The 19,731-nt window shown below is 61.0% G+C and carries 15 protein-coding genes; 12 read left to right on the top strand and 3 right to left on the bottom strand.

Translation table 11 applies throughout. The features are described 5' to 3' along the window. Positions 1–8 precede the first annotated feature (8 nt). Genes V7650_RS06915 through V7650_RS06905 form a run of 3 tightly spaced genes read left to right on the top strand, consistent with a single transcriptional unit; the run spans position 9 to position 2,615 of the window. Positions 9–1,184 (top strand): acyl-CoA dehydrogenase family protein, encoded by a 1,176-nt coding sequence (locus V7650_RS06915; RefSeq protein ID WP_335655522.1) that lies wholly within the window; start codon positions 9–11, stop codon positions 1,182–1,184. A 3-nt stretch (positions 1,185–1,187) separates the two neighbouring features. Further along, a complete protein-coding gene (locus V7650_RS06910) occupies positions 1,188–2,210 on the top strand; it encodes an NADP-dependent oxidoreductase (RefSeq protein WP_335655521.1) in 1,023 nt (340 codons plus the stop codon). A gap of 12 nt (positions 2,211–2,222) precedes the next feature. After that, positions 2,223–2,615, top strand: a complete 393-nt coding sequence (locus V7650_RS06905) for a limonene-1,2-epoxide hydrolase family protein (protein ID WP_335655520.1) — start codon at positions 2,223–2,225, stop codon at positions 2,613–2,615. Positions 2,616–2,617: 2 nt separating this feature from the next. On the opposite strand, the gene V7650_RS06900 is transcribed toward V7650_RS06905, so the two are convergent. Next, the gene (locus V7650_RS06900) at positions 2,618–3,379 is read right to left on the bottom strand and encodes an SDR family oxidoreductase (protein ID WP_335655519.1); all 762 of its coding nucleotides are present in this window, start codon (positions 3,377–3,379) and stop codon (positions 2,618–2,620) included. A gap of 367 nt (positions 3,380–3,746) precedes the next feature. Here V7650_RS06900 and V7650_RS06895 point away from each other — a divergent pair, with 367 nt between their 5' ends. The 3 genes from V7650_RS06895 (at position 3,747) to V7650_RS06885 (ending at position 9,769) form a co-directional block, all read left to right on the top strand. Beyond that, positions 3,747–6,149, top strand: coding sequence for a TonB-dependent receptor (locus V7650_RS06895; protein WP_335655518.1), 2,403 nt, complete (start codon positions 3,747–3,749; stop codon positions 6,147–6,149). A gap of 212 nt (positions 6,150–6,361) precedes the next feature. Then, positions 6,362–8,824 (top strand): TonB-dependent receptor, encoded by a 2,463-nt coding sequence (locus tag V7650_RS06890; RefSeq protein WP_335655517.1) that lies wholly within the window; start codon positions 6,362–6,364, stop codon positions 8,822–8,824. Positions 8,825–8,977: 153 nt separating this feature from the next. Further along, a complete protein-coding gene (locus tag V7650_RS06885; protein WP_335655516.1) occupies positions 8,978–9,769 on the top strand; it encodes an SDR family oxidoreductase in 792 nt (263 codons plus the stop codon). Positions 9,770–9,771: 2 nt separating this feature from the next. On the opposite strand, the gene V7650_RS06880 is transcribed toward V7650_RS06885, so the two are convergent. Together V7650_RS06880 and gyrB are read right to left on the bottom strand one after the other, a co-directional pair. Next, entirely contained in the window at positions 9,772–10,173 is a 402-nt protein-coding gene (locus V7650_RS06880) for a thiol-disulfide oxidoreductase DCC family protein (RefSeq protein ID WP_335655515.1), read from the bottom strand. A gap of 80 nt (positions 10,174–10,253) precedes the next feature. Then, positions 10,254–12,770, bottom strand: a complete 2,517-nt coding sequence (gene gyrB / locus V7650_RS06875) for a DNA topoisomerase (ATP-hydrolyzing) subunit B (RefSeq protein ID WP_335655514.1) — start codon at positions 12,768–12,770, stop codon at positions 10,254–10,256. A gap of 276 nt (positions 12,771–13,046) precedes the next feature. Here gyrB and V7650_RS06870 point away from each other — a divergent pair, with 276 nt between their 5' ends. The 6 genes from V7650_RS06870 to guaA all read left to right on the top strand — a co-directional run bounded on the left by V7650_RS06870 (position 13,047) and on the right by guaA (position 19,567). Continuing rightward, positions 13,047–13,448 (top strand): PaaI family thioesterase, encoded by a 402-nt coding sequence (locus V7650_RS06870; RefSeq protein WP_335655513.1) that lies wholly within the window; start codon positions 13,047–13,049, stop codon positions 13,446–13,448. A 291-nt stretch (positions 13,449–13,739) separates the two neighbouring features. Beyond that, positions 13,740–14,246 (top strand): hypothetical protein, encoded by a 507-nt coding sequence (locus V7650_RS06865; RefSeq protein WP_335655512.1) that lies wholly within the window; start codon positions 13,740–13,742, stop codon positions 14,244–14,246. 679 nt (positions 14,247–14,925) lie between these two features. Continuing rightward, on the top strand, positions 14,926–16,494 hold the full coding sequence (locus tag V7650_RS06860) for a class I adenylate-forming enzyme family protein (protein ID WP_335655511.1): 1,569 nt from the start codon (positions 14,926–14,928) through the stop codon (positions 16,492–16,494). Then, a complete protein-coding gene (locus V7650_RS06855) occupies positions 16,487–16,906 on the top strand; it encodes a hypothetical protein (protein ID WP_335655510.1) in 420 nt (139 codons plus the stop codon). The genes V7650_RS06860 and V7650_RS06855 overlap by 8 nt, the downstream gene beginning before the upstream one ends. A 308-nt stretch (positions 16,907–17,214) precedes the next feature. Beyond that, on the top strand, positions 17,215–17,919 hold the full coding sequence (locus tag V7650_RS06850) for a ZIP family metal transporter (RefSeq protein WP_335655509.1): 705 nt from the start codon (positions 17,215–17,217) through the stop codon (positions 17,917–17,919). Between the two features lie 76 nt (positions 17,920–17,995). Next, the gene (gene guaA / locus V7650_RS06845) at positions 17,996–19,567 is read left to right on the top strand and encodes a glutamine-hydrolyzing GMP synthase (protein ID WP_335655508.1); all 1,572 of its coding nucleotides are present in this window, start codon (positions 17,996–17,998) and stop codon (positions 19,565–19,567) included. Positions 19,568–19,731 lie beyond the last annotated feature (164 nt).

Raw genomic sequence — 19,731 nt, 5'->3', positions numbered from 1 at the left:
GAGATTCAATGACCAAGGAAATCAGCGCCGAGGCGCATGACATTGCCGAGCGGGTGGAGATTTTCGTCCGCGACAAGATTTTTGCCTATGAGAAGGACGAGCGCTGCGAGGACCATGGTCCGACCGATGAACTGGTCCAGGAAATGCGCGTTCTGGCAAAGGAAGCGGGCATCCTGACGCCGCATATCCGCGAGGATGGCAGCCATCTCACCCATCTCGAAACCGCGCTGGTGTTGCGCAAGTCCGGCCTGTCGCCGCTCGGCCCGCTGGCGGTGAACACGTTCGCGCCCGACGAGGGCAACATGTATCTGCTCGGCAAATGCGCCTCGCCGGAGCAGAAGCAGCGCTTCCTTGATCCGCTGGTGTCGGGCGTGGCGCGCTCCGCCTTCTTCATGACCGAACCGGCCAGCGAAAATGGCGCGGGCTCCGACCCGATGATGATGCTGACGACCGCGAAGCCGGACGGCAACCACTGGATCATCAATGGCCGCAAGACCTTCATCACCGGTGCCAAGGGCGCGAAGGTCGGCATCATCATGGCCAAGTCGGACGAGGGCGCGACGATGTTCCTGGTCGATCTTCCCGATCCGGCGATCCAGATCGAACGGGTGCTGGACACGATCGACAGCTCGATGCCCGGCAGCCATTCGGTGGTCAGGATCGACAATCTGCGCGTGCCCGCCGACCAGATGCTCGGCGAAAGCGGCGAAGGCTTCAAATATGCGCAGGTGCGCCTGTCGCCGGCCCGCCTGACCCACTGCATGCGCTGGCTCGGCAGCTGTGACCGGGCGCAGGAAATCGCCATCGACTACGCCTGCAAACGCCAGGCCTTCGGCAAGCCGCTGATCGATCACGAAGGCGTCGGCTTCATGCTGGCGCAGAACCAGATCGATCTCAAGCAGGCGGAACTGATGATCGACTGGTGCGCTACGGTGCTCGATACCGGCGCGCTCGGCACCACCGAAAGCTCGATGGCCAAGGTCGCCGTTTCCGAGGCCCTGTTCCGCATCGCCGACAATTGCGTTCAGGTGATGGGCGGCACCGGCCTCAGCCGCGATACCGTGGTCGAGCAGGTGTTCCGCGAAGTCCGGGCTTTCAGAGTCTATGACGGCCCGACCGAAGTGCACAAATGGTCGCTCGCCAAGAAGATCAAGAAATCCCATAAAATCGCGAATGAAGGATAATCCATGACCACGAACCGCAAGTTCACGCTCGTCAGCCGGCCGGTCGGCGAACCAAAGGAAAGCGATTTTGCGCTGGTCGAGGAAGATGTTCCGGAACTTTCCGACGGCGCCTTTCTGGTCCGCAACCATTATATCTCGCTCGACCCGGCGCAGCGCGGCTGGATGAGCGATGCCGAAAGCTACATGCCGCCGATCGCTCTCGGTGCGGCGGTTACCGCCAGCACCGTCGGCAAGGTGACTGAATCGAGGAACCCCGATTTCCCGGTCGGCCAATGGGTCGTCGGTCTCGGCGCGATGGAGGAATATTCCGTCGTGCAAGCCGGTGGCTTCACTTCGCCGGTCGATGCCTCGCTGGTGCCGTCCCCGACCAACTTCCTTTCGGTGCTCGGCGCGGTCGGGATGACCGCCTATTTCGGCATGATCGACGATGCCAAGCCGAAACAGGGTGAAACCCTGCTGGTGACCGGCGCCGCCGGTGCGGTCGGTTCGCTGGTCGGGCAGATCGGCAAGATCAAGGGCTGCCGGGTTGTCGGCATCGCCGGCGGTGCCGACAAATGCGCGCGGCTGGTCGATGACTATGGCTTTGACGCGGCGATCGACTATCGCGGCAAGAGCCAGGCCGACCTGGAACAGGCCATCGCGGACGCCGCGCCCGATGGTGTCGACATCATCTGGGAAAATGTCGGCGGCGAGATTCTCGATGCCGGCATCACCGCAATCAACGAGCATGGCCGGGTCGTGCTCTGCGGCCTGATCAGCGAATATAACAGCCCGGAGCCGGTCGGCATCCGCAACCTCTGGTATCTGATTTCGCGGCAGGCAACGATCAAGGGCTTCCTGGTCCGCGACTATCCGCCGCGCTTCGGCGAAGGCATTGCCGAAATGGGCAAGTGGCTGGCCGAGGGCAAGCTCCGCCACGACGAGGATATCGACCGGGGCATCGAGAACAGCTACGCCGCCTTCATGAAGCTGTTCTCCGGCGCCAACCAGGGCAAGATGATCCTGGACGTTTCACCGGCAGAATAAGGAGGTCTGAAGATGTCGGACAGCAAGCAACAGATTCTCGACTTTATCGCTGCCTGGAACCGGCTCGACTATGACGCGATCTACGCGGCCATGACCGACGATATCTTCTACCACAATATCCCGATGGAACCCTGCGTCGGGCTGGAGGCGGTCCGGGGCTTTTTCGAGGGATCGGGCATGGGGTCCGACTGCGCCGAATGGATCGTCCATCATATCGTCGCCGAGGGCGACACGGTCCTGACCGAACGGACCGACAAGTTCCGCGTCAACGGCCAGTGGATCGCCATCCGCGTGATGGGCACGTTCGAGATGCGCGACGGCAAGATCGCCAAATGGCGTGACTATTTCGATCTCGCCGAATTCCAGAACCAGATGGTCGCGGCCATGGGTGGCGGCGCCGCCTGAGATCAGGCCGGCTTGTAGAGCACGCCGTTGTCGACCGGATATTCACCAGCGGTCATGAAGCGCGATTCATCGCTCGCGAGATAGACGCATAGCGCTGCGACATCCTTCGGATGGCCGAGATCGCCGAGCGGGATCATTCCGGTTTCCGGCGTCTCCCCGCCACCCGCGCCGACCGATTCCTGCCGCACCATCGGTGTGTCGATTCCGGCGGGGTGCAGGCTGTTGCAGCGGATCGGATAATTCTGTTCCTTGCAGTGCAGCGCTACCGACTTGGTCATCGACCGTACGCCACCCTTGGCCGCGCTATAGGCGACGAACGGCGAATAGCCCTGCAGCGCCGCCATCGAGCTGAGGTTGATGATCGAGGTTGGCTGGTCATTCGCCTTCATCGCCCTCACGGCGGCGCGGCAGCCCAGGAACACGCCCTCCAGCATTACCAGATTCTGCTTGCGAAACTGCTCCAGCGAGCAATCCTCGATCGTCCCGGGTATCACCAGGCCCGCGTTGTTGACCAGGATATGGGGATTGCCGAACGCTTCTGTCGCGGCCTTCATGATCTCATCCCAGCGATCTTCGTCAGCGACATCCTGGTGAAGCGCAATGGCATTGGCACCGATGTCCCCCGCAACCGCAGCAGCGGCTTCGCGATCAATGTCGGTGAGAACGACCTGCGCCCCTTCCGCGGCAAACGCCAGGCCGATGGCCTTCCCCAGGCCAGAGCCGGCACCCGTGACGATCGCTGTTTTTCCGGTGAGGCGGCCCATGTCTGTTCTCCGATTGGTTTTCAACGGATCGCTTAGGCGGCGGTCGGCCGGTTCAGGCAATCCCTATTTTGGTTAGCATGACAGGCGATTGTTGGGAAACGGCGCACAAATGTTGCGTGAAAAACACAGTTTTTCGATTTTGCTATCAAATTGGCTAGCAGAGACAAAAGAAACTGCGGCTTAAGATCACTGGATAACAAGGCGGGAAAACTGCCGAAAACTTGAGTTTGGGACGCGGCCGGATTGGCCGGGCCAAAATTGGGAGAGAGCAATGTCCGTATACGCAAGGCGCCACAAATCCGACTTTAAAAACCAGGCTGTGAGACTCCTCTTGTTGGGTTCTGCAGCCTCGATTGCGCTCGGGGGTATGGCTGCACCGGCTTTCGCGCAGGATGCAGACGAAATCGACGAGGCCAATGTCATCACGGTTACCGCGCGCAAGCAGACGGAAACATTGCAGGAAGTGCCGGTCACGGTGACCGCGATCGGCAGGGATGCGCTGGACAATTACAACGTCAATGAAATATCCGACGTCACCAGCCGCGTTCCCTCGCTGAACGTTCAGGTCGGCGGTTCCGGGTCCGGCGGCCAGATATCCCTGCGCGGTGTCGGTTCGTCCAATATTTCGGCCGCCTTCGACTCTGCCGTCGCCTTCGATTTCGACGGGGTGCAGGTCAGCACCATGCGGATCGTCCAGGCCGGCTTTTTTGACGTCGAGCAGATTGACGTTCTGAAGGGACCGCAGTCTCTCTTCTTCGGCAAAAGCGCTTCGGCGGGTGTTTTCTCTATTCGGTCCGCCAATCCGACCAAAGACTGGGAAGTCGGCGGCAAGGCCTCCTATGAATTTGAGGAAAATGGCTACACCGTCGGCGGATATATTTCCGGCCCTCTCACCGATACACTCGGCATTCGTCTTGCCGGTCAGTTCACCGACATTGATAAATATGTCAAGGTCGCACCCGGAACGCCTGCGGTGAATCGCAATCGCGGCCTGAAGGATTTTATCGGCCGTGCCACGATTCAGTGGGATCCGGTGGATCGTTTCAGCGCCAATCTGAAACTAAACTACGTTCGCAATGAAAATGATGGCGCGCTCGCGTTTTCCGACGTGTTTTGCGGTCCAAACGGACGGGCGGATGAAGTGTTTCTTCTGCAGGGTGCAGTGGTCATCCCTTCCAACGCCGATTGCAATATCAGCGATGACAAATATCCTCTTGTCGATCCTTCCCCCGCTTTGGCGACAGGAATCCCAGAGGGCAGCGCCGCCGGTCAGAATTTCGACGGCGTTCCGTTCGGCAGAACCGATATCTTCTTCGGACGGCTGAAATGGGATCTCGATTTGTCCGACTCGCTGACCCTGTCATCGGTTTCGGGTTATCTCAATCTCGACGCGGTGGATTTCGACAGCTACAGTTCGGTTGGTGTTGGTCCGGCCTTTTCTCCTTTCGGCCCGTTGTCCGCGGTAGCGCCGGCACTTGCTGCCGTTAACTTCCCCGGATCGGCCCAGGGCGCAGGATCCAGCGATCCTCGCAACCAGACGGAGCAATTTACTCAGGAACTCCGCTTGGCCAGCGATTTTGACGGCATGTTCAATTTCATGGTCGGCGCGTTTTACGAAACGCGGGAAATTGATTTCAACACCTCGCAGCAGGGCGTCAATATCTCGCTGATCGCACCCGATCCAATCACCGGCAATACCTATGACTGGTACAAGAAGCACAATACCAAAACCGAAGCGCTTTCGTTCTTTGGCAGCGTGTCGCTCGACCTCACCGATCAGCTTGAACTGTCCGGCGGCCTTCGCTGGACCGACGAGAATAAGGTCAACACGATTTCGGTGCCTTATGTGCACTCGTTGCTGGGTCCCGGCCCGGCGTTTATCGGAAGCGGGTTTTTCTCTGGCCCGATAAATTTCTCTGACTCCAATTTTTCGCCTGAAGTTTCTGTCCGCTATCAGGCGACACCGGATGTCAATATTTACGCTGCCTTCAAAACAGGGTTCAAATCGGGCGGCATCGACAACAGCGCCTTGCCATCCAATTCCCTGAGTGCTGCCGCGGTCAGCGGGGATTTCAGTTCGCTGATCTTCCAGTCCGAAACCGGTAAAGGGGGCGAGGTTGGTGTGAAGACACAGTTTGCCGACCGGGCTGTCACGTTCAATGTTTCTGCATTCTACTATATTTTTGACGATTTGCAGGTGCAGAATTTCAACGCCACCACGGTGCAGTTCCAGACCTTCAATGCCAGCCAGTTGACGACCAAAGGTCTCGATATCGATTTTGCATGGCGGACGCCGCTTGATGGTCTGTCGTTTTCCGGGGCGCTAGCCTATACCGACGCGAAATTTAGCAAATCCTTCATTTCGACGAACGGGCAGGATCTGGATGGCCGTCGGGCCGCCCGCGCACCTGAGTTTGCAGGCAACATCGCGTTCGACTGGCAAGTTCCCGTGGGCGATGCATTCCAGTTCGGGCTCAACGGCAACCTGCAATATAGCGGCTCATATTTTACCGCGCAGACCGGACTGGATGATTACCGTCAGCCCAGTTTCGTAACCGTTGATGGCGCGATTTCGATCGGTGATCCGGACAGCAAATGGAAGCTCTCGCTGATCGGCGTCAATTTGACGGACAAGATCATCACCAACACCAGCGGCGGGCGTCCCTTCCTTGCAGGACCGAATGCGTTCGGTATCCCGGTTGGTGACGACCAGGTTGTGACGCAAAATCGTGGTCGCCAGGTCTTCGTGGAGGCCAGCTTCAAGTTCTGATCAGCCTTCTACCGATCATCATGGGCCGGGGCAGCGCACGCTGTTCCCGGCCTATCTATTTTGGGGTGGCGGACGGGCCAGAATAGCGAAAGTGACAGTAGTAGCCGCACACTGACCTGCTAACCGCTGGCCGATAGAGACGGCAGCGAAACGTCGTTCATAATGGATGTACCTCAGGTCAAGGACTGAGGTATTTTTTTTTGGAGAAAATGATGACTACCCGATCAACACGTCTGAATACTATGTTCCACTGCGAATCCGCGCGCGGTCTGCTTTTGGGCACGGCTGCAAGCCTGGCCTTTGTTGCGGTTGCAACGCCGGCTCATGCGCAAGACGCTGTTGATGAAATCGATGACGCCAACGTGATCACCGTCGTTGCCCGCAAGCAGACGGAAACCTTGCAGGAAGTGCCGGTAACGGTCACCGCAATTGGCGGCGACACCCTGGAAAAATTTCAGGTCAATGAAATCGCCGATGTCGTCAGCCGCGTTCCCGCCCTGAATGTTCAGGTCGGCGGTTCCGGCTCGGGTGGTCAGATCAGCTTGCGCGGCGTTGGTTCCTCGAACATTTCGGCAGCCTTCGACTCCGCCGTGGCCTTCGACTTCGACGGCGTCCAGGTGAGCACGATGCGTATTGTCCAGGCCGGCTTCTTCGACGTCGAGCAGATCGATGTCCTCAAGGGCCCGCAGTCGCTGTTCTTCGGCAAAAGCGCCTCGGCAGGCGTATTCTCCATCCGCTCGGCCAATCCGACGCGGGATTGGGAAATGGCTGGCAAGGCGTCCTACGAATTTGAAGAAAAAGGCTATACCGTTGGCGGCCATATTTCCGGCCCGCTGACTGACACGCTCGGCATCCGCGTGGCCGCGCAATATCAGGACATCGAGGATTATGTGAAGCTCGCGCCGGGTACCCCAGCGTTCAATCCCGACGGCTCCATTCGTGACTCGCGCGGCATCAGCAGCTTCGTCAGTCGTGTCACCCTGCAGTGGGATCCTCTCGACAATTTCAACGCCAATCTGAAGCTGAACTACGTCAAGAACAAGAATGACGGGGCCGTGGGGCATACCGACATCAACTGCGGTGCCAACGGCGTGGCGGATCCCGTCTATTTGTTGCAGGGCGCGGTTGTCATTCCATCCAATGCCGACTGCAATGACTATGACGGTCTCTATCACACGTCGGATGGTGCCGGCGCGCTGGTCGGCAACGTGCCCGCAGGATCGGGCGGTGATCCCCGCTTTGAAAATGGCGTGACATTCGGTGAAACGGAAATCTTCTTCGGCCGGTTGAAGTGGGACCTGGACCTGTCCGACACGCTGACCTTGTCGTCGGTGTCCGGCTATCTCAGCCTCGATGCCATCGATACCGATTGCTATGCTTATGTCGGCCAGTTTGCCAATGGTGCGCCGGGCAATGCGGGCTGCAGCGATCCGGTCAACAAGACCGAACAGTTCACGCAGGAACTGCGTGTTTCGAGTGATTTTGATGGCATGTTCAACTTCATGGTCGGTGCGTTTTACGAAACGCGCGACATTGATTTCAACACTTCGCAGCAGGCCGTCAATATCTCGCTTGTAGCGCCGGATCCGGTGACCGGCTTCACGTATGACTATTACAAGAAGCAGAACACCAAGACCGAGGCTCTGTCGTTTTTCGCCAGCACCACGCTCGATTTGACGGAGCAATTGCAGGTTTCCGGCGGCGTGCGCTGGACGGACGAAAAGAAGGTTTCGCGGATCAGCGTTCCTTATGTCCATACCTTCCTGTCGTCGACGCCGGCCTTCATTTCCAGCGGCTTCTTCTCGGGACCGATCACCTTCAAGGACTCGAACTTCTCGCCGGAAGTTTCGATCAAATATCAGGCAACGCCCGACATCAACATCTATGGTGCGTTCAAGACCGGCTTCAAGTCCGGCGGCATCGACAACAGCGCACTGCCGTCGAACAGCCTGCTTGGTTTCAACGATCCGGATCCGGCGGTTCGCGCCGCAGTCGCCGATTCGCTGAAGTTCAAGTCGGAAACCGGCATGGGCGGCGAAGTGGGTGTGAAGGCGCAGTTTGCAGACCGTACCGTCACCCTGAATACCTCGGTCTTCTATTATGTCTTTGACGACCTGCAGGTCCAGACGTTCAACGCAGCGACGGTCCAGTTCCTGACCTTCAACGCCAGCCAGCTGACCAGCCAGGGCGTCGATGTCGAATGGGGCTGGCGCACGCCGGTCGAGGGACTGAACCTTTCCGGTTCGCTGGCCTATACCGACGCCGAATTTTCGGCACCGTTCGTGACCACCTCCGGTCAGGATCTCAACGGTCGCCAGGCCGCCCGCGCGCCGAAATTTGCCGGCAACGCGGCCTTCGACTGGACTGTCCCGATGGGCGATGCCTTCGAGCTCGGCCTCAACGGCAACGTGCAATATAGCGGATCCTACTTCACCAACGAAGATTCGCTGACCGACTTCCGGCAGGACAGCTATTTCTCCTTCGATGGTTCGGTTTCGGTTGGCGACCCGGACGGCAAGTGGAAGCTGTCGCTGGTCGGCGTCAACCTGACCGACGAAATCTGGACCAATACCAGCAGCGGCCGTCCGTTCCTGCAGCCTGGTGTCGGTGATGATCTGGTGTTGACGCAGAACCGTGGTCGCCAGGTCTTCGTGGAAGCCGCCTTCAAGTTTTAACCACTCTCCGGTGATTATGATCTGGCCGGGACAGCTTGCTGTTCCCGGCCATTTTTTTATGCGGCCTGGTGACAAATACCCATAATGACAGTGGCTATGCGCTTCGGCAGGACGGTAGAAGACCGGAAAATTTCACAAAGAGGAGCGGATTTGATGGGACGTCTTGAAGGAAAGAAAGCGGTTGTTCTGGGAGCGGCCGGCCAGGGCAACATGGGCCAGGTCATCGCGCAGAGGTTTCGCGATGAAGGCGCTGACGTGCTGGTCGCGGGCCGCAAGGAAGACGAGCTGAAGCGCTTCGCGGACGAGATCGGCGGCCATTACGCGCTGTGCGACCTGACCAGGGAAGCGGACGTCAAGGCGCTGGCCGAAACGGCGAAGAGCAAGATGGGCGGCGTCGATATCGCGATCAATGCAACCGGCGTCGGTTTCCTCAAACCCTTTCTGGAAAATACCCGGGAAGAACTGGAAATGATGTCCGAGCTGCAGCTGGTCGGACCGTTCCAATTCTACCAGGAAATGATCAAGGCAATGGACCAGGGCGGATCGCTCATCCAGATCAGCTCGGCCACGGCGACGATCATGCTCAACGATCACGCCGCCTATATGGGCACCAAGGCGGCCACGGATCATATCATCCGCTGCGTCGCGCACGAGTTTGGCGAACAGGGCATACGCGCCAACAGCATTTCTCCCGGCCTGACCCGCACGCCAATGACGGCCGGCGTCGATCAGGTGCCGGGTCTGGTCGAATCTTTCGAGGCGCGCTATCCGCTCGGCCGGATCGGCACCAGCGAGGATATCGCGGCCGCCGCCGTCTTCCTGGCCAGCGACGAATGTTTCATGACCGGCGAAAATTTGCAGGTCAACGGCGGGCTGTGCCTGCGCGGCAATCCGACGCGCAAGGACCAGCAGCTGATGATGGCGTCGCTCTCCGGCCAGTCCTGACCCTAGTCGACCGGCCCGAGCCGCTTCTGGATATGCGGGCGGACCTTGAGGAATTGCTTGTACAGCGCCTCGAGGACCGCCAGCACTCCCGGCCGGCGGGCCAGCAGGCCCAGCGGCCGCAACAGCGGAATCGCCCGCCACATCGCCGCAAAGGCGGCCGCCCCCGACAGCAGCTGGCCGTTTTCCGACGCGTGAAATCGCTCGAGCAGCAACTGCCGGTCAATCGGGCAGGCCGCAGCCGGGGTTGATATGTCGGTGAAGCGGATCGCGTTGCGCCGGTCGAGCCTGCGCATCAGCGCGATTTCCCGGATGCACAGCGGGCAAGCGCCATCATACCAGACGGTCAGCGGGCAATCGCCCGTGCCGCGCTGCTGTTCAGCGCCATTATTGTATCCAGCCGTCATTGCCCTGCCAGCTTACCCGGGACGACGATCCTGAGCCATATGGCCGAAAGGCCCGGTTCTCGAACCGGGCGACCGGACGATCAAACGTCCAGGTTCGCCACGTTGAGCGCATTGTCGACGATGAACTCGCGCCGCGGCTCGACCACTTCCCCCATCAGCTTGGTGAAGATATCGTCGGTCACGTCCGCCTGTTCCACGGTCACCTGCAGCAGCGAGCGCACTTCCGGATCCAGCGTGGTTTCCCAGAGCTGTTCGGCATTCATCTCGCCCAAACCCTTGTAGCGCGAGATCGCCAGACCCTTGCGGCCCGCCGCCAGCACCGTGTCGAGCAGTTCGGACGGACGGGTGATCAGCGTGCCGTCGGAACCGACGCCTGCATCTTCCCCTTCCTCCGTCTCGGCCGAAGCCGATTTGATCAGCCGGCTGCCCATGTCATAGGTCGCGGTCTCTTCCGAGGCGAGCCGGTGCAGCTTGCGGGCCTCCGCGCTCTCCAGGAATTTCGCCTCGATGATATGATGGTCGGTGACGCCGCGCCAGAAGCGCTGGAACAGATAGCCGCCTTCTTCCGAAACCTGGCCCGACCAGCGGCCTTCCTCGTCGACCTTGTCCATCCAGGCAGCGGTGGCGTCGACCGCGGCTTGCCGTTCCGTACGCCCGTGATCGGGGTTGAGCGCGCCGGTGAGCGCCATGCCCTCGACAATGGTGCTGTCATAGCGCCGCGGCACATAAGCCATCAGGCTGCGCATCCGCCGCGCATGTTCGATCAGACCGCGCAGGTCGTCGCCGGTGCGCGCGCCCTCGCTGGTCTGCAGCAGCATGCCGGACAGGCCCGCCTCGACCAGATACTGGTCGAGCGCATTGTCGTCCTTCAGATAGACCTCGCTCTTGCCTTTGCCGACCTTGTAGAGCGGCGGCTGCGCAATATAGAGATGGCCGTTCAGGATGATCTCCGGCATCTGCCGGTAGAAGAAGGTCAGCAGCAAGGTCCGGATATGCGCCCCGTCGACATCGGCGTCGGTCATGATGACGATCTTGTGATAGCGCAGCTTTTCCAGGTTGAAATCGTCGCGGCCGATGCCCGTGCCCATCGCCTGGATCAGCGTTCCGACTTCCTTGGACGACAGCATCCGGTCAAAGCGGGCGCGTTCGACGTTGAGGATCTTGCCCTTCAGCGGCAGGATCGCCTGGTACATGCTGTCGCGGCCCTGCTTGGCGGAGCCGCCAGCGGAGTCCCCTTCCACCAGGAAGAGTTCGCACTTGCTGGCGTCCTTCTCGCGGCAGTCGGCGAGCTTGCCGGGTAGCGAGGCAATGTCCATTGCGCCCTTGCGCCGGGTCAGTTCGCGCGCCTTTTTCGCGGCTTCGCGGGCGGCGGCGGCATCGATCACCTTCTGGATCACCATCGCCGCATTCTGCGGATTTTCCTCGAGCCATTCAGCCAGCTTGTCGGCCATCAGGCTTTCCAGCGGCTGCCGCACTTCGGACGAGACCAGCTTGTCCTTGGTCTGTGAACCGAATTTCGGATCCGGCAGTTTCACCGAGACAATTGCAGACAGGCCTTCGCGCATGTCATCGCCGGTCAGCTTGACCTTTTCCTTTTTCAGCGCGCCGGAGCTTTCGGCATAATTGTTCAGCGTCCGGGTCAGCGCCGAGCGGAAGGCCGCCAGATGGGTGCCGCCGTCGCGCTGCGGGATATTGTTGGTGAAGCACAGGACATTTTCATAATAGCTGTCGTTCCACTCGAGCGCGACGTCGATGATGACATCGTCGCGGTCGCCGTGGATGGCGATCGGCTCGGGCACCAGCGGCGTCTTGTTGCGGTCGAGATACTGGACGAAGGCCGCGATGCCGCCCTCGTAGAACAGGTCGATTTCCTTCGCTTCCTCGTGCCGCGCGTCGCGCAGGATGATGTGTACGCCGCTGTTCAGGAAAGCCAGTTCGCGGTAGCGGTGCTCGAGCTTCTCGAAATCGAACTCGGTGATCTTGAAGGTCGCCGGGGAGGGGAAGAAGGTGACCTTCGTGCCCTTCTTGAAGCCCGTCTTGTTGTCCGCCGGAGGCGCGTCGCCGACCACTTCCAGCGGGCGCACGGCATCGCCGAACTCGAAGCGCATGTTGTGCTGCTTGCCGTCGCGCCAGATATCCAGCTCCAGCCATTCCGACAGCGCGTTGACCACCGATACGCCGACGCCGTGCAGGCCACCGGAGACCTTGTAGGCATTGTCGTCGGAGGTATTCTCGAACTTGCCGCCGGCGTGCAGCTGGGTCATGATCACCTCGGCCGCCGAGACGCCCTCCTCGCTGTGCATGCCGGTCGGGATGCCGCGGCCATTGTCCTCGACCGAAACGCTGCCGTCGGGATTGAGCGTGATCAGGATCAGGTCGCAATGGCCGGCGAGCGCCTCGTCAATCGCATTGTCCGAGACCTCGAACACCATGTGATGCAGGCCGCTGCCGTCATCGGTGTCGCCGATATACATGCCCGGACGCTTGCGCACTGCGTCGAGGCCCTTGAGCACCTTGATCGAATCGGCACCATATTCATTCTGGTTGGAAGAGCTCGGTGCCGCTTCCGGTACATTGTTTTCGCTGATGTTGGTCATGCCGGGAACCATAGCCGCTGGCGCCGGCAAACCCAAGAAAAATGTCGAATTTCGCGATATTAAAAGTATTGAAAAACAGAGGTTTAGATCGATTTTTAATCGGGCGGAAAATTCACCTGCAAAGCGGTGATTATCAAAATGGATAGGGGGCCTAAATCGGCGCCAGTAGGGACCCTGACGGCATCTGGCAAAAGCCCTTGGGGGCAGCAGATGATTGTGCAAAAAGAGCGTCTGGGCGCGCCTTCGCGTGAATCAACCCGGAAAAGGACCCCGTAGATGACCAATCCCGCCGATATCGTCCCCTTTGCCAAGACCATGGGCATCACCATCACCGCGATGGACAAGGACAGCGTGCGCGGTGAGATGCTGGTGCGGCCGGAGATCTGCACCGCCGGCAACGGCCGCGGCAGCCCGAGCATCCATGGCGGCGCGGTGATGACCTTTGCCGATGTGCTGGGCGCCTTTGGCGGTTTCGCCAATCTGCCGGAGGGATCGAACGGCACCACCACCTCGGAGAGCAAGACCAACTTCCTGAATGCCGCGCCCGAGGGCAGCATCGTCTACGGAGAGGCGACCCCGTTCAAGGTCGGCCGGCGCCAGTCGGTCTGGCAGACGAAGATCACGCTGGAGGACGGCACGCTGGTGGCGGTGGTAACGCAGACCCAGATCGTGCTGTGAGGGATCACGAACCCTGCTGAGCCAAGCCCACCACCGCTCGTAACGGGTCCTTCGAAGCCCACCACCGTTCGTCCTGAGCCTGTCGAAGGACGCTGGGGAGCGCCAAGGGTGCTCGACAAGCTCAGCACGAACGGAAGTGGGAGGGCTCGGCACGGAGGGTATAGCGATGCTCGACGGGGACTTGGCGCGCACAGCAGCGATTGACCTCAGCACCCCCCCGCTCAACTCGCCCACCGCCGCAATATATTCGCCGCTTCCCTTGCACCCCGCTTTTGCGCTAAACCTCTCGCCATGATCAGATCCCTGCTCGCCCTGTCCCTGTTAGGCCTGGCCACCACCGCCTGCTCCGAATCCACCGAGGTCAGCGATGACCTGCCCGAAAGCAGTGCCTATCTCGAGAACCCCACCGGCCGCGCCGAGCGGGTCGAGGGCGATCCGTCGGCCAAGCCGGTGCGGATCGGCGAGGGCGGCCCGCGCTTCGACGCCTGCCAGTCGGTCGGCGAGGTCGGCCGTCACGACAGCGGCGCGCTGCCGGTGCTGAGCGCGCCGTTCGACGCGGCTGCAAAGAAGGACAGCCTCGCCCCCGGCCAGCGCGTCTATATCTGCACCCGCAGCATCGACCAGCAATGGTTCGGCATCGTCTATGACAAGCCCCCTGTAGCCGCAGAAGGCGCGCCGGAAGCCCGCAGCCCCGGCACTTGCGGCGTCTCCTCCCCGGTGCGCGCCAAGCGCAACTATGATGGCCCCTGCGCCAGCGGCTGGGTCGAGAGCATCTATGTGGTGCTGGTGGCGGGATAGGCGGCCGGTTGCTCGCGCGAAGGCGCGAAGACACAAAGAAGATGAGCCCCTGACCCCGACCATCATTGCGAGCGCATCGAAGCAATCCAGGGCGTCCTGCCCCGATCGCTAGCGCTTGCCGCCTTGGATTGCCGCGTCGCTGCGTTCCTCGCAATGACGGTGGCTGAACCAGTTTCAGGAATAGCGGTGCACCCCATGCAGGCAAGGTCTGGCGCGCAAACCAGGATCACTCCTGGCGCCTTCGCGTCTTCGCGCGCTAAACGCCCTGACCGGGGAAAGCGCGAAGGATGACGGTAGAGTACCAAGCGCTCCCGGTTGCGGTCTGCTGTCCTGGCCCACTCCACCCCACGACCAAAAAACCGCTGTCCTACACATCGTCCGATCGGTTATATCCGCCGCTTCTTCGCCACGTGCGGGACAGGCATTTTGACAGGTTGGAGGTAAAATCTGGAAGGTCACACTGGACGCCCTGTCGGACTGTTGGAAAGACCGGAATTCCACCGGCTCAGGGCAAAAGTCACAGAAAATAAAAACGTATCAATTTGTCAGCTTCGCTCCGCTCATCCTTGCTTCGCGCCCTTGCGCCTGCGCGCGCCAAAATTCCCCCCGCCCTGGCGAAAGCGCGAGCCAGCAAGCAAAGCCGTTGCATTTGCGCGCCAGATGCGGAATTAATCGCTTGATGAAACATATAGACCCCGCCCGCTATCTCGAGCAGCCGTTCGGCCAGCTCGCCGATCTGATCAACGCCCACGCCGTGAACCAGCCCGACCGTATCGCGCTCGACGACGGCGCGGAAAAGCTGGACTGGGCGCAGACCGCCGCGCGGGTCAACCGGATCGCGGCGCAGCTGCAGGCGGACGGGCTCGCAAAGGGTCAGGCGGTGGCGATCCTCGGCACGACCACGGTATATTATGCGCTCGCCTATCTCGGGGCGATTGTCGCCGGCGGCTGCGCAGCGCCACTGACCACCTCGGCGACGCCGAAGCAGCTGGCCAACATGATGCGCGACAGCGGCGCGATGCATCTGTTCATCGATAGCGCCAAGCGGGCGGAATTGCTGGACAGCGGCGAAGAGTTGCCGGCGCTTCGCCATGTCATGCTCGACGCGGCGGTCGATGATGCGCCTGCCATGTCCGACTGGATGGCGGCCGAGGGCGCGATGCCGGCCGATCCCGGCGTCGGCCCGAAGGAACCCTATAATATCATCTATTCCAGCGGCACCACCGGCACGCCCAAGGGCATTGTCCACAGCCGCCAGATGCGCTGGTATCACGCGGCGGTCGGCGAGGGCACCGGCTATGGCAAGCCGGGGCAGGTGACCCTGCTGTCGACGCCGCTCTATTCGAACACGACGCTGGCGCTGTTCACCCCGACCATTGCCTATGGCGGGACAGTGGTGCTGATGGGCAAGTTTGATTGCCGGCGCTGGCTGGAACTGGCGCAGGCGCATCGCGCCAGCCACACGATGCTGGTGCCGGTGCAATATCAGAGGCTGATGGATTTCGAGGGCTTCGACGATTATGACCTGTCCGCTCTGACCCACAAATATTGCACCAGCGCGCCCTTCTCGGCGGAGCTGAAGCGCGAGGTGCTGCGGCGCATGCCGGGCGGGCTGATCGAGATCTACTCGATGACCGAGGGCGGCGTGGTCTGCCTGTTGCTCGCGCACGAGCATCCGGACAAGCTGCACACCGTCGGCATCGCCTGGGGCGGCAGCGAGGTGATCACCGTCGACGAGCAGCTCAACCGGCTGCCGGCCGGCGCAATGGGCGAGCTGGTCGGGCGCTCGCAGACGATGATGTCGGGCTACAAGAATCAGCCGGAGAAGACCGAGGAAGCCAGCTGGTATGACGAGAATGGCGATCGCTGGCAGCGGATGGGCGATATCGGCAAGGTCGACGCGGACGGCTTCATCACCCTGATGGGGCGGTCCAAGGACATGATCATTTCCGGCGGCTTCAACATCTATCCGCGCGACCTGGAGGAAGCGCTGATGGCGCAGCCGGGCGTCGCCGATGCCGCGGTGATCGGGGTCGCCTCGCGGCAATGGGGCGAGACGCCGGTCGGCTTCGTCGTCGCCGAGGCCGGGGTGACGCTCGATCCGGAGGTGCTGAAGGCGGCGACCAATGCCGATCTCGGCAAGACCCAGCGATTGTCGGAGCTGCGCCTGATCGACGAGCTGCCGCGCAGCCATATCGGGAAGATATTGAAAACCGAACTGCGGGCGATGGCAGAGGCAAATGCGTAGGGGCATTATGCTCATCTGCCTGCTGCTGATCACGGCATGCGCTTCTCAGGAAAAATTGGCGGAGACGGTTCGTTCGCCCGATGGATCAATGACCGCCAAACTCTTCGTGACTGATCTGGGAGCATGTTGTTCGCCGCATGCACGAGTGGAATTAAGCTATCGCGATGATCAATCGGCGGGGATAACTAAGGAGGTCTATAGTTCTGCGGGTGGCTGGCCTCTTAAAATCGAGTGGATCGACAATTGGAATCTTGTCGTCACAGCCTGTGATGCACATACGACCAAAATGAAAAGCTCAATTTACACTGAGAAAACCGCAGAAAACGACTATAGACTTTTAAATATCATCTCTGCTCACGGGCGAGGTGAGCAGATTAATGGCAAGACATATTGCGCATTGGATAAAGGGTAAGAAATATTTCAATTGTTGAGGGGAATCGCACGCAATTCACTGTCGGATGCTTCAATCTCTTCAACCCGCAACCAATACTGGTCCGGCAAAGGCAACGCTGCGTGATATGGCAGAGGGATGAGTGCCCCCGCGCAGGCGGGGGTCCATCTCCCGGTCTCTCGTCTTGTGGCAACGGTCCCTGATCACCTGTTGGCGCAGCCTGCGCGCACTGCCATTCCCACGGCGCTGAAAATGGCGCCCGGGAGATGGGCCCCTGCCTGCGCAGGGGCACGGAAGCAACCTAGTTTGCGGAGCGGCGTTAGCGTTTCATGATGATGACAATTCTCGTTGTGGCCGTTGTGTCGGCCGCCCTGATCGCCGGTGCGCTGTGGGGAATTTACGGGAAACTTTCTACAAAGACGCAGGGCTTTGTGATCGCGCTGGCCGGCGGTGCGCTGATCGTCTCGCTGGTTACCGAACTGATCGAACCGTCGCTCGAGCAGAGCAGCATGTGGGTCGGCCTGGGTGCCGTGGCCGCCGGGGCAGTCGTGTTCACGGTCATTGATTACTGGATCGACGAGAAATGGGGCGCGGATGGTGGTGGCGGCCTCCTCGCCGCGATCACCCTTGATGGCATACCGGAAAATCTGGCGCTTGGCGTGGCGCTGATCGGCGCCGCCCCGATCGAGGTGGCGGCGCTGGCGGGCTCGATCCTGCTGTCCAACCTCCCCGAAGCGGCAGGCGGGGCCAAGCAGATGGCCGGCGACGGCCATTCCCGGGCCAGGATCCTGGTCCTGTGGGCGGCGACCGCGGCGATCCTGTCGCTGGCGGCGATCATCGGCAATATCGCGCTGGAAGGCGTCTCCCCGCATGTGCTCGCTGCCACCCGCTGTTTCGCCGCCGGTGCGGTGGTCGCCTCGCTCGCCACCGAGGTGTTCCCCAAGGCCTATAAGGAAGACCATCATATGGTCGGCATCGCGACCGCGATCGGGGTGATCCTCGCGGTGTTGCTTGGCGGGCTCGCGACAGGATGAAAAACCGTCCGCTGTCACCGGCCGGATGGACAAAGGCACTGGACTCAAAACGGGTCGCCCACTAAGCGGCTAAGCCATGTCCATAGCCCATGAAGAAACCATCCTGATCGTCGATTTCGGCTCGCAGGTCACGCAGCTTATCGCCCGCCGGGTCCGCGAGGCCGGGGTCTATTCGGAGATCGCTCCGTTCAACATGGCGGAAGAGGCCTTTCAACGGCTGAAACCCAAGGGCGTGATCCTGTCCGGCTCGCCAGCCAGCGTCCCCGAAGAGGGCAGCCCGCGGGCGCCGCAGCTGATCTTCGACAGCGGCCTGCCGATCCTCGGCATCTGCTATGGCCAGCAGGTGATGACCGACCAGCTGGGCGGCGAGGTGCGGCCGGGACACGAAACCGGCGAGGGCGGCGAGTTCGGCCGGGCCTATCTGACGGTGACCGAAGGCTGCGTGCTGTTCGACGGCCTCTGGGAGGTCGGTGAGCGCCACCAGGTGTGGATGAGCCACGGCGACAAGGTCACCGAATTCGCACCGGGCTTCCGGATCGTGGCGACCAGCGAGGGCGCGCCCTTCGCGCTGATCGCCAATGACGAGCGGCGCTATTATGGCACCCAGTTCCACCCCGAGGTCGTGCACACGCCCGATGGCGGCAAGCTGATCGCCAATTTCGTCCGCCATGTCTGCGGTTGCGCCGGTGACTGGACGATGGCGGAGTACAAGGACGCGAAGATCGCCGAGATCCGCAAGCAGGTCGGCGACAAGAAGGTCATCTGCGGCCTGTCCGGCGGCGTCGACAGCTCGGTCGCGGCGATCCTGATCCACGAGGCCATCGGCGACCAGCTGACCTGCGTCTTCGTCGACCATGGCCTGCTGCGCCTCAACGAGCGCGAGCAGGTCGAGACCCTGTTCCGCGACCATTATAATATCCCGCTGGTGGTGGTCGATGCCGAAGCGCGCTTCATGAAGGGGCTGGCCGGCGAGACCGACCCGGAGAAGAAGCGAAAGTTCATCGGCGGCGAATTCATCGAGGTGTTCGACGAGGAAGCCGCCCGCGTCGGCGGCGCCGACTTCCTTGCCCAAGGCACGCTTTATCCGGACGTGATCGAGAGCGTCTCCTTCACCGGCGGGCCGAGCGTGACCATCAAGTCGCACCACAATGTCGGCGGGCTTCCGGAACGGATGAACATGAAACTGGTCGAGCCCTTGCGCGAGCTGTTCAAGGACGAGGTCCGCGATCTCGGCCGCGAACTGGGCCTCAAAGACCAGTTTGTCGGGCGGCACCCGTTTCCCGGCCCCGGTCTGGCGATCCGCATTCCGGGTGAGGTAACCAAGGAGCGCTGCGACATATTGCGCAACGCCGACGCGATCTATCTCGAGGAAATCCGCAATGCCGGTCTCTACGACGCGATCTGGCAGGCCTTCGCCGTGCTGCTGCCGGTCAAGACCGTCGGCGTGATGGGCGACAGCCGCACCTATGACAATGTCTGCGGCCTGCGCGCCGTCACCAGCACCGACGGCATGACCGCCGATGTCTACCCCTTCGACGCCGGATTCCTGACCCGCGTGTCGACCCGGATCGTCAACGAGGTCAAGGGGATCAACCGCGTGGTCTATGATTATACCAGCAAGCCGCCGGGTACGATCGAGTGGGAATGATTCCGATCAAACGAATATCCGGGGGATATTCGTAGGAAGTATTCGGCGACGCGAGGAGCCGTGCGGCGGCTCCATCCTGCGGGATCGGAAAAGTGGACCCTGGACCAAGTCGAGGAATGACGCGCACCGGGAACGTCATTGCTAGCGTAGCGCGGCAATGCAGA

It is taken from the genome of Parasphingorhabdus sp. (assembly GCF_036964565.1).
In the GTDB taxonomy this organism is placed as follows: domain Bacteria; phylum Pseudomonadota; class Alphaproteobacteria; order Sphingomonadales; family Sphingomonadaceae; genus Parasphingorhabdus.
The sequence above is the reverse complement of the archived record's forward strand: the minus strand, read 5'-3'. Positions and strand labels throughout refer to the sequence as shown.

Coding starts and splice junctions, on each gene's coding strand:
- V7650_RS06850 (WP_335655509.1), top strand. CDS start 17,215: ATGATGATGACAATTCTCGTTGTGGCCGTTGTGTCGGCCGCCCTGATC.
- V7650_RS06895 (WP_335655518.1), top strand. CDS start 3,747: ATGGCTGCACCGGCTTTCGCGCAGGATGCAGACGAAATCGACGAGGCC.
- V7650_RS06915 (WP_335655522.1), top strand. CDS start 9: ATGACCAAGGAAATCAGCGCCGAGGCGCATGACATTGCCGAGCGGGTG.
- V7650_RS06870 (WP_335655513.1), top strand. CDS start 13,047: ATGACCAATCCCGCCGATATCGTCCCCTTTGCCAAGACCATGGGCATC.
- V7650_RS06890 (WP_335655517.1), top strand. CDS start 6,362: ATGACTACCCGATCAACACGTCTGAATACTATGTTCCACTGCGAATCC.
- V7650_RS06880 (WP_335655515.1), bottom strand. CDS start 10,173: ATGACGGCTGGATACAATAATGGCGCTGAACAGCAGCGCGGCACGGGC.
- V7650_RS06855 (WP_335655510.1), top strand. CDS start 16,487: ATGCGTAGGGGCATTATGCTCATCTGCCTGCTGCTGATCACGGCATGC.
- V7650_RS06905 (WP_335655520.1), top strand. CDS start 2,223: ATGTCGGACAGCAAGCAACAGATTCTCGACTTTATCGCTGCCTGGAAC.
- V7650_RS06885 (WP_335655516.1), top strand. CDS start 8,978: ATGGGACGTCTTGAAGGAAAGAAAGCGGTTGTTCTGGGAGCGGCCGGC.
- V7650_RS06860 (WP_335655511.1), top strand. CDS start 14,926: ATGAAACATATAGACCCCGCCCGCTATCTCGAGCAGCCGTTCGGCCAG.
- V7650_RS06865 (WP_335655512.1), top strand. CDS start 13,740: ATGATCAGATCCCTGCTCGCCCTGTCCCTGTTAGGCCTGGCCACCACC.
- guaA (WP_335655508.1), top strand. CDS start 17,996: ATGTCCATAGCCCATGAAGAAACCATCCTGATCGTCGATTTCGGCTCG.
- V7650_RS06900 (WP_335655519.1), bottom strand. CDS start 3,379: ATGGGCCGCCTCACCGGAAAAACAGCGATCGTCACGGGTGCCGGCTCT.
- gyrB (WP_335655514.1), bottom strand. CDS start 12,770: ATGACCAACATCAGCGAAAACAATGTACCGGAAGCGGCACCGAGCTCT.
- V7650_RS06910 (WP_335655521.1), top strand. CDS start 1,188: ATGACCACGAACCGCAAGTTCACGCTCGTCAGCCGGCCGGTCGGCGAA.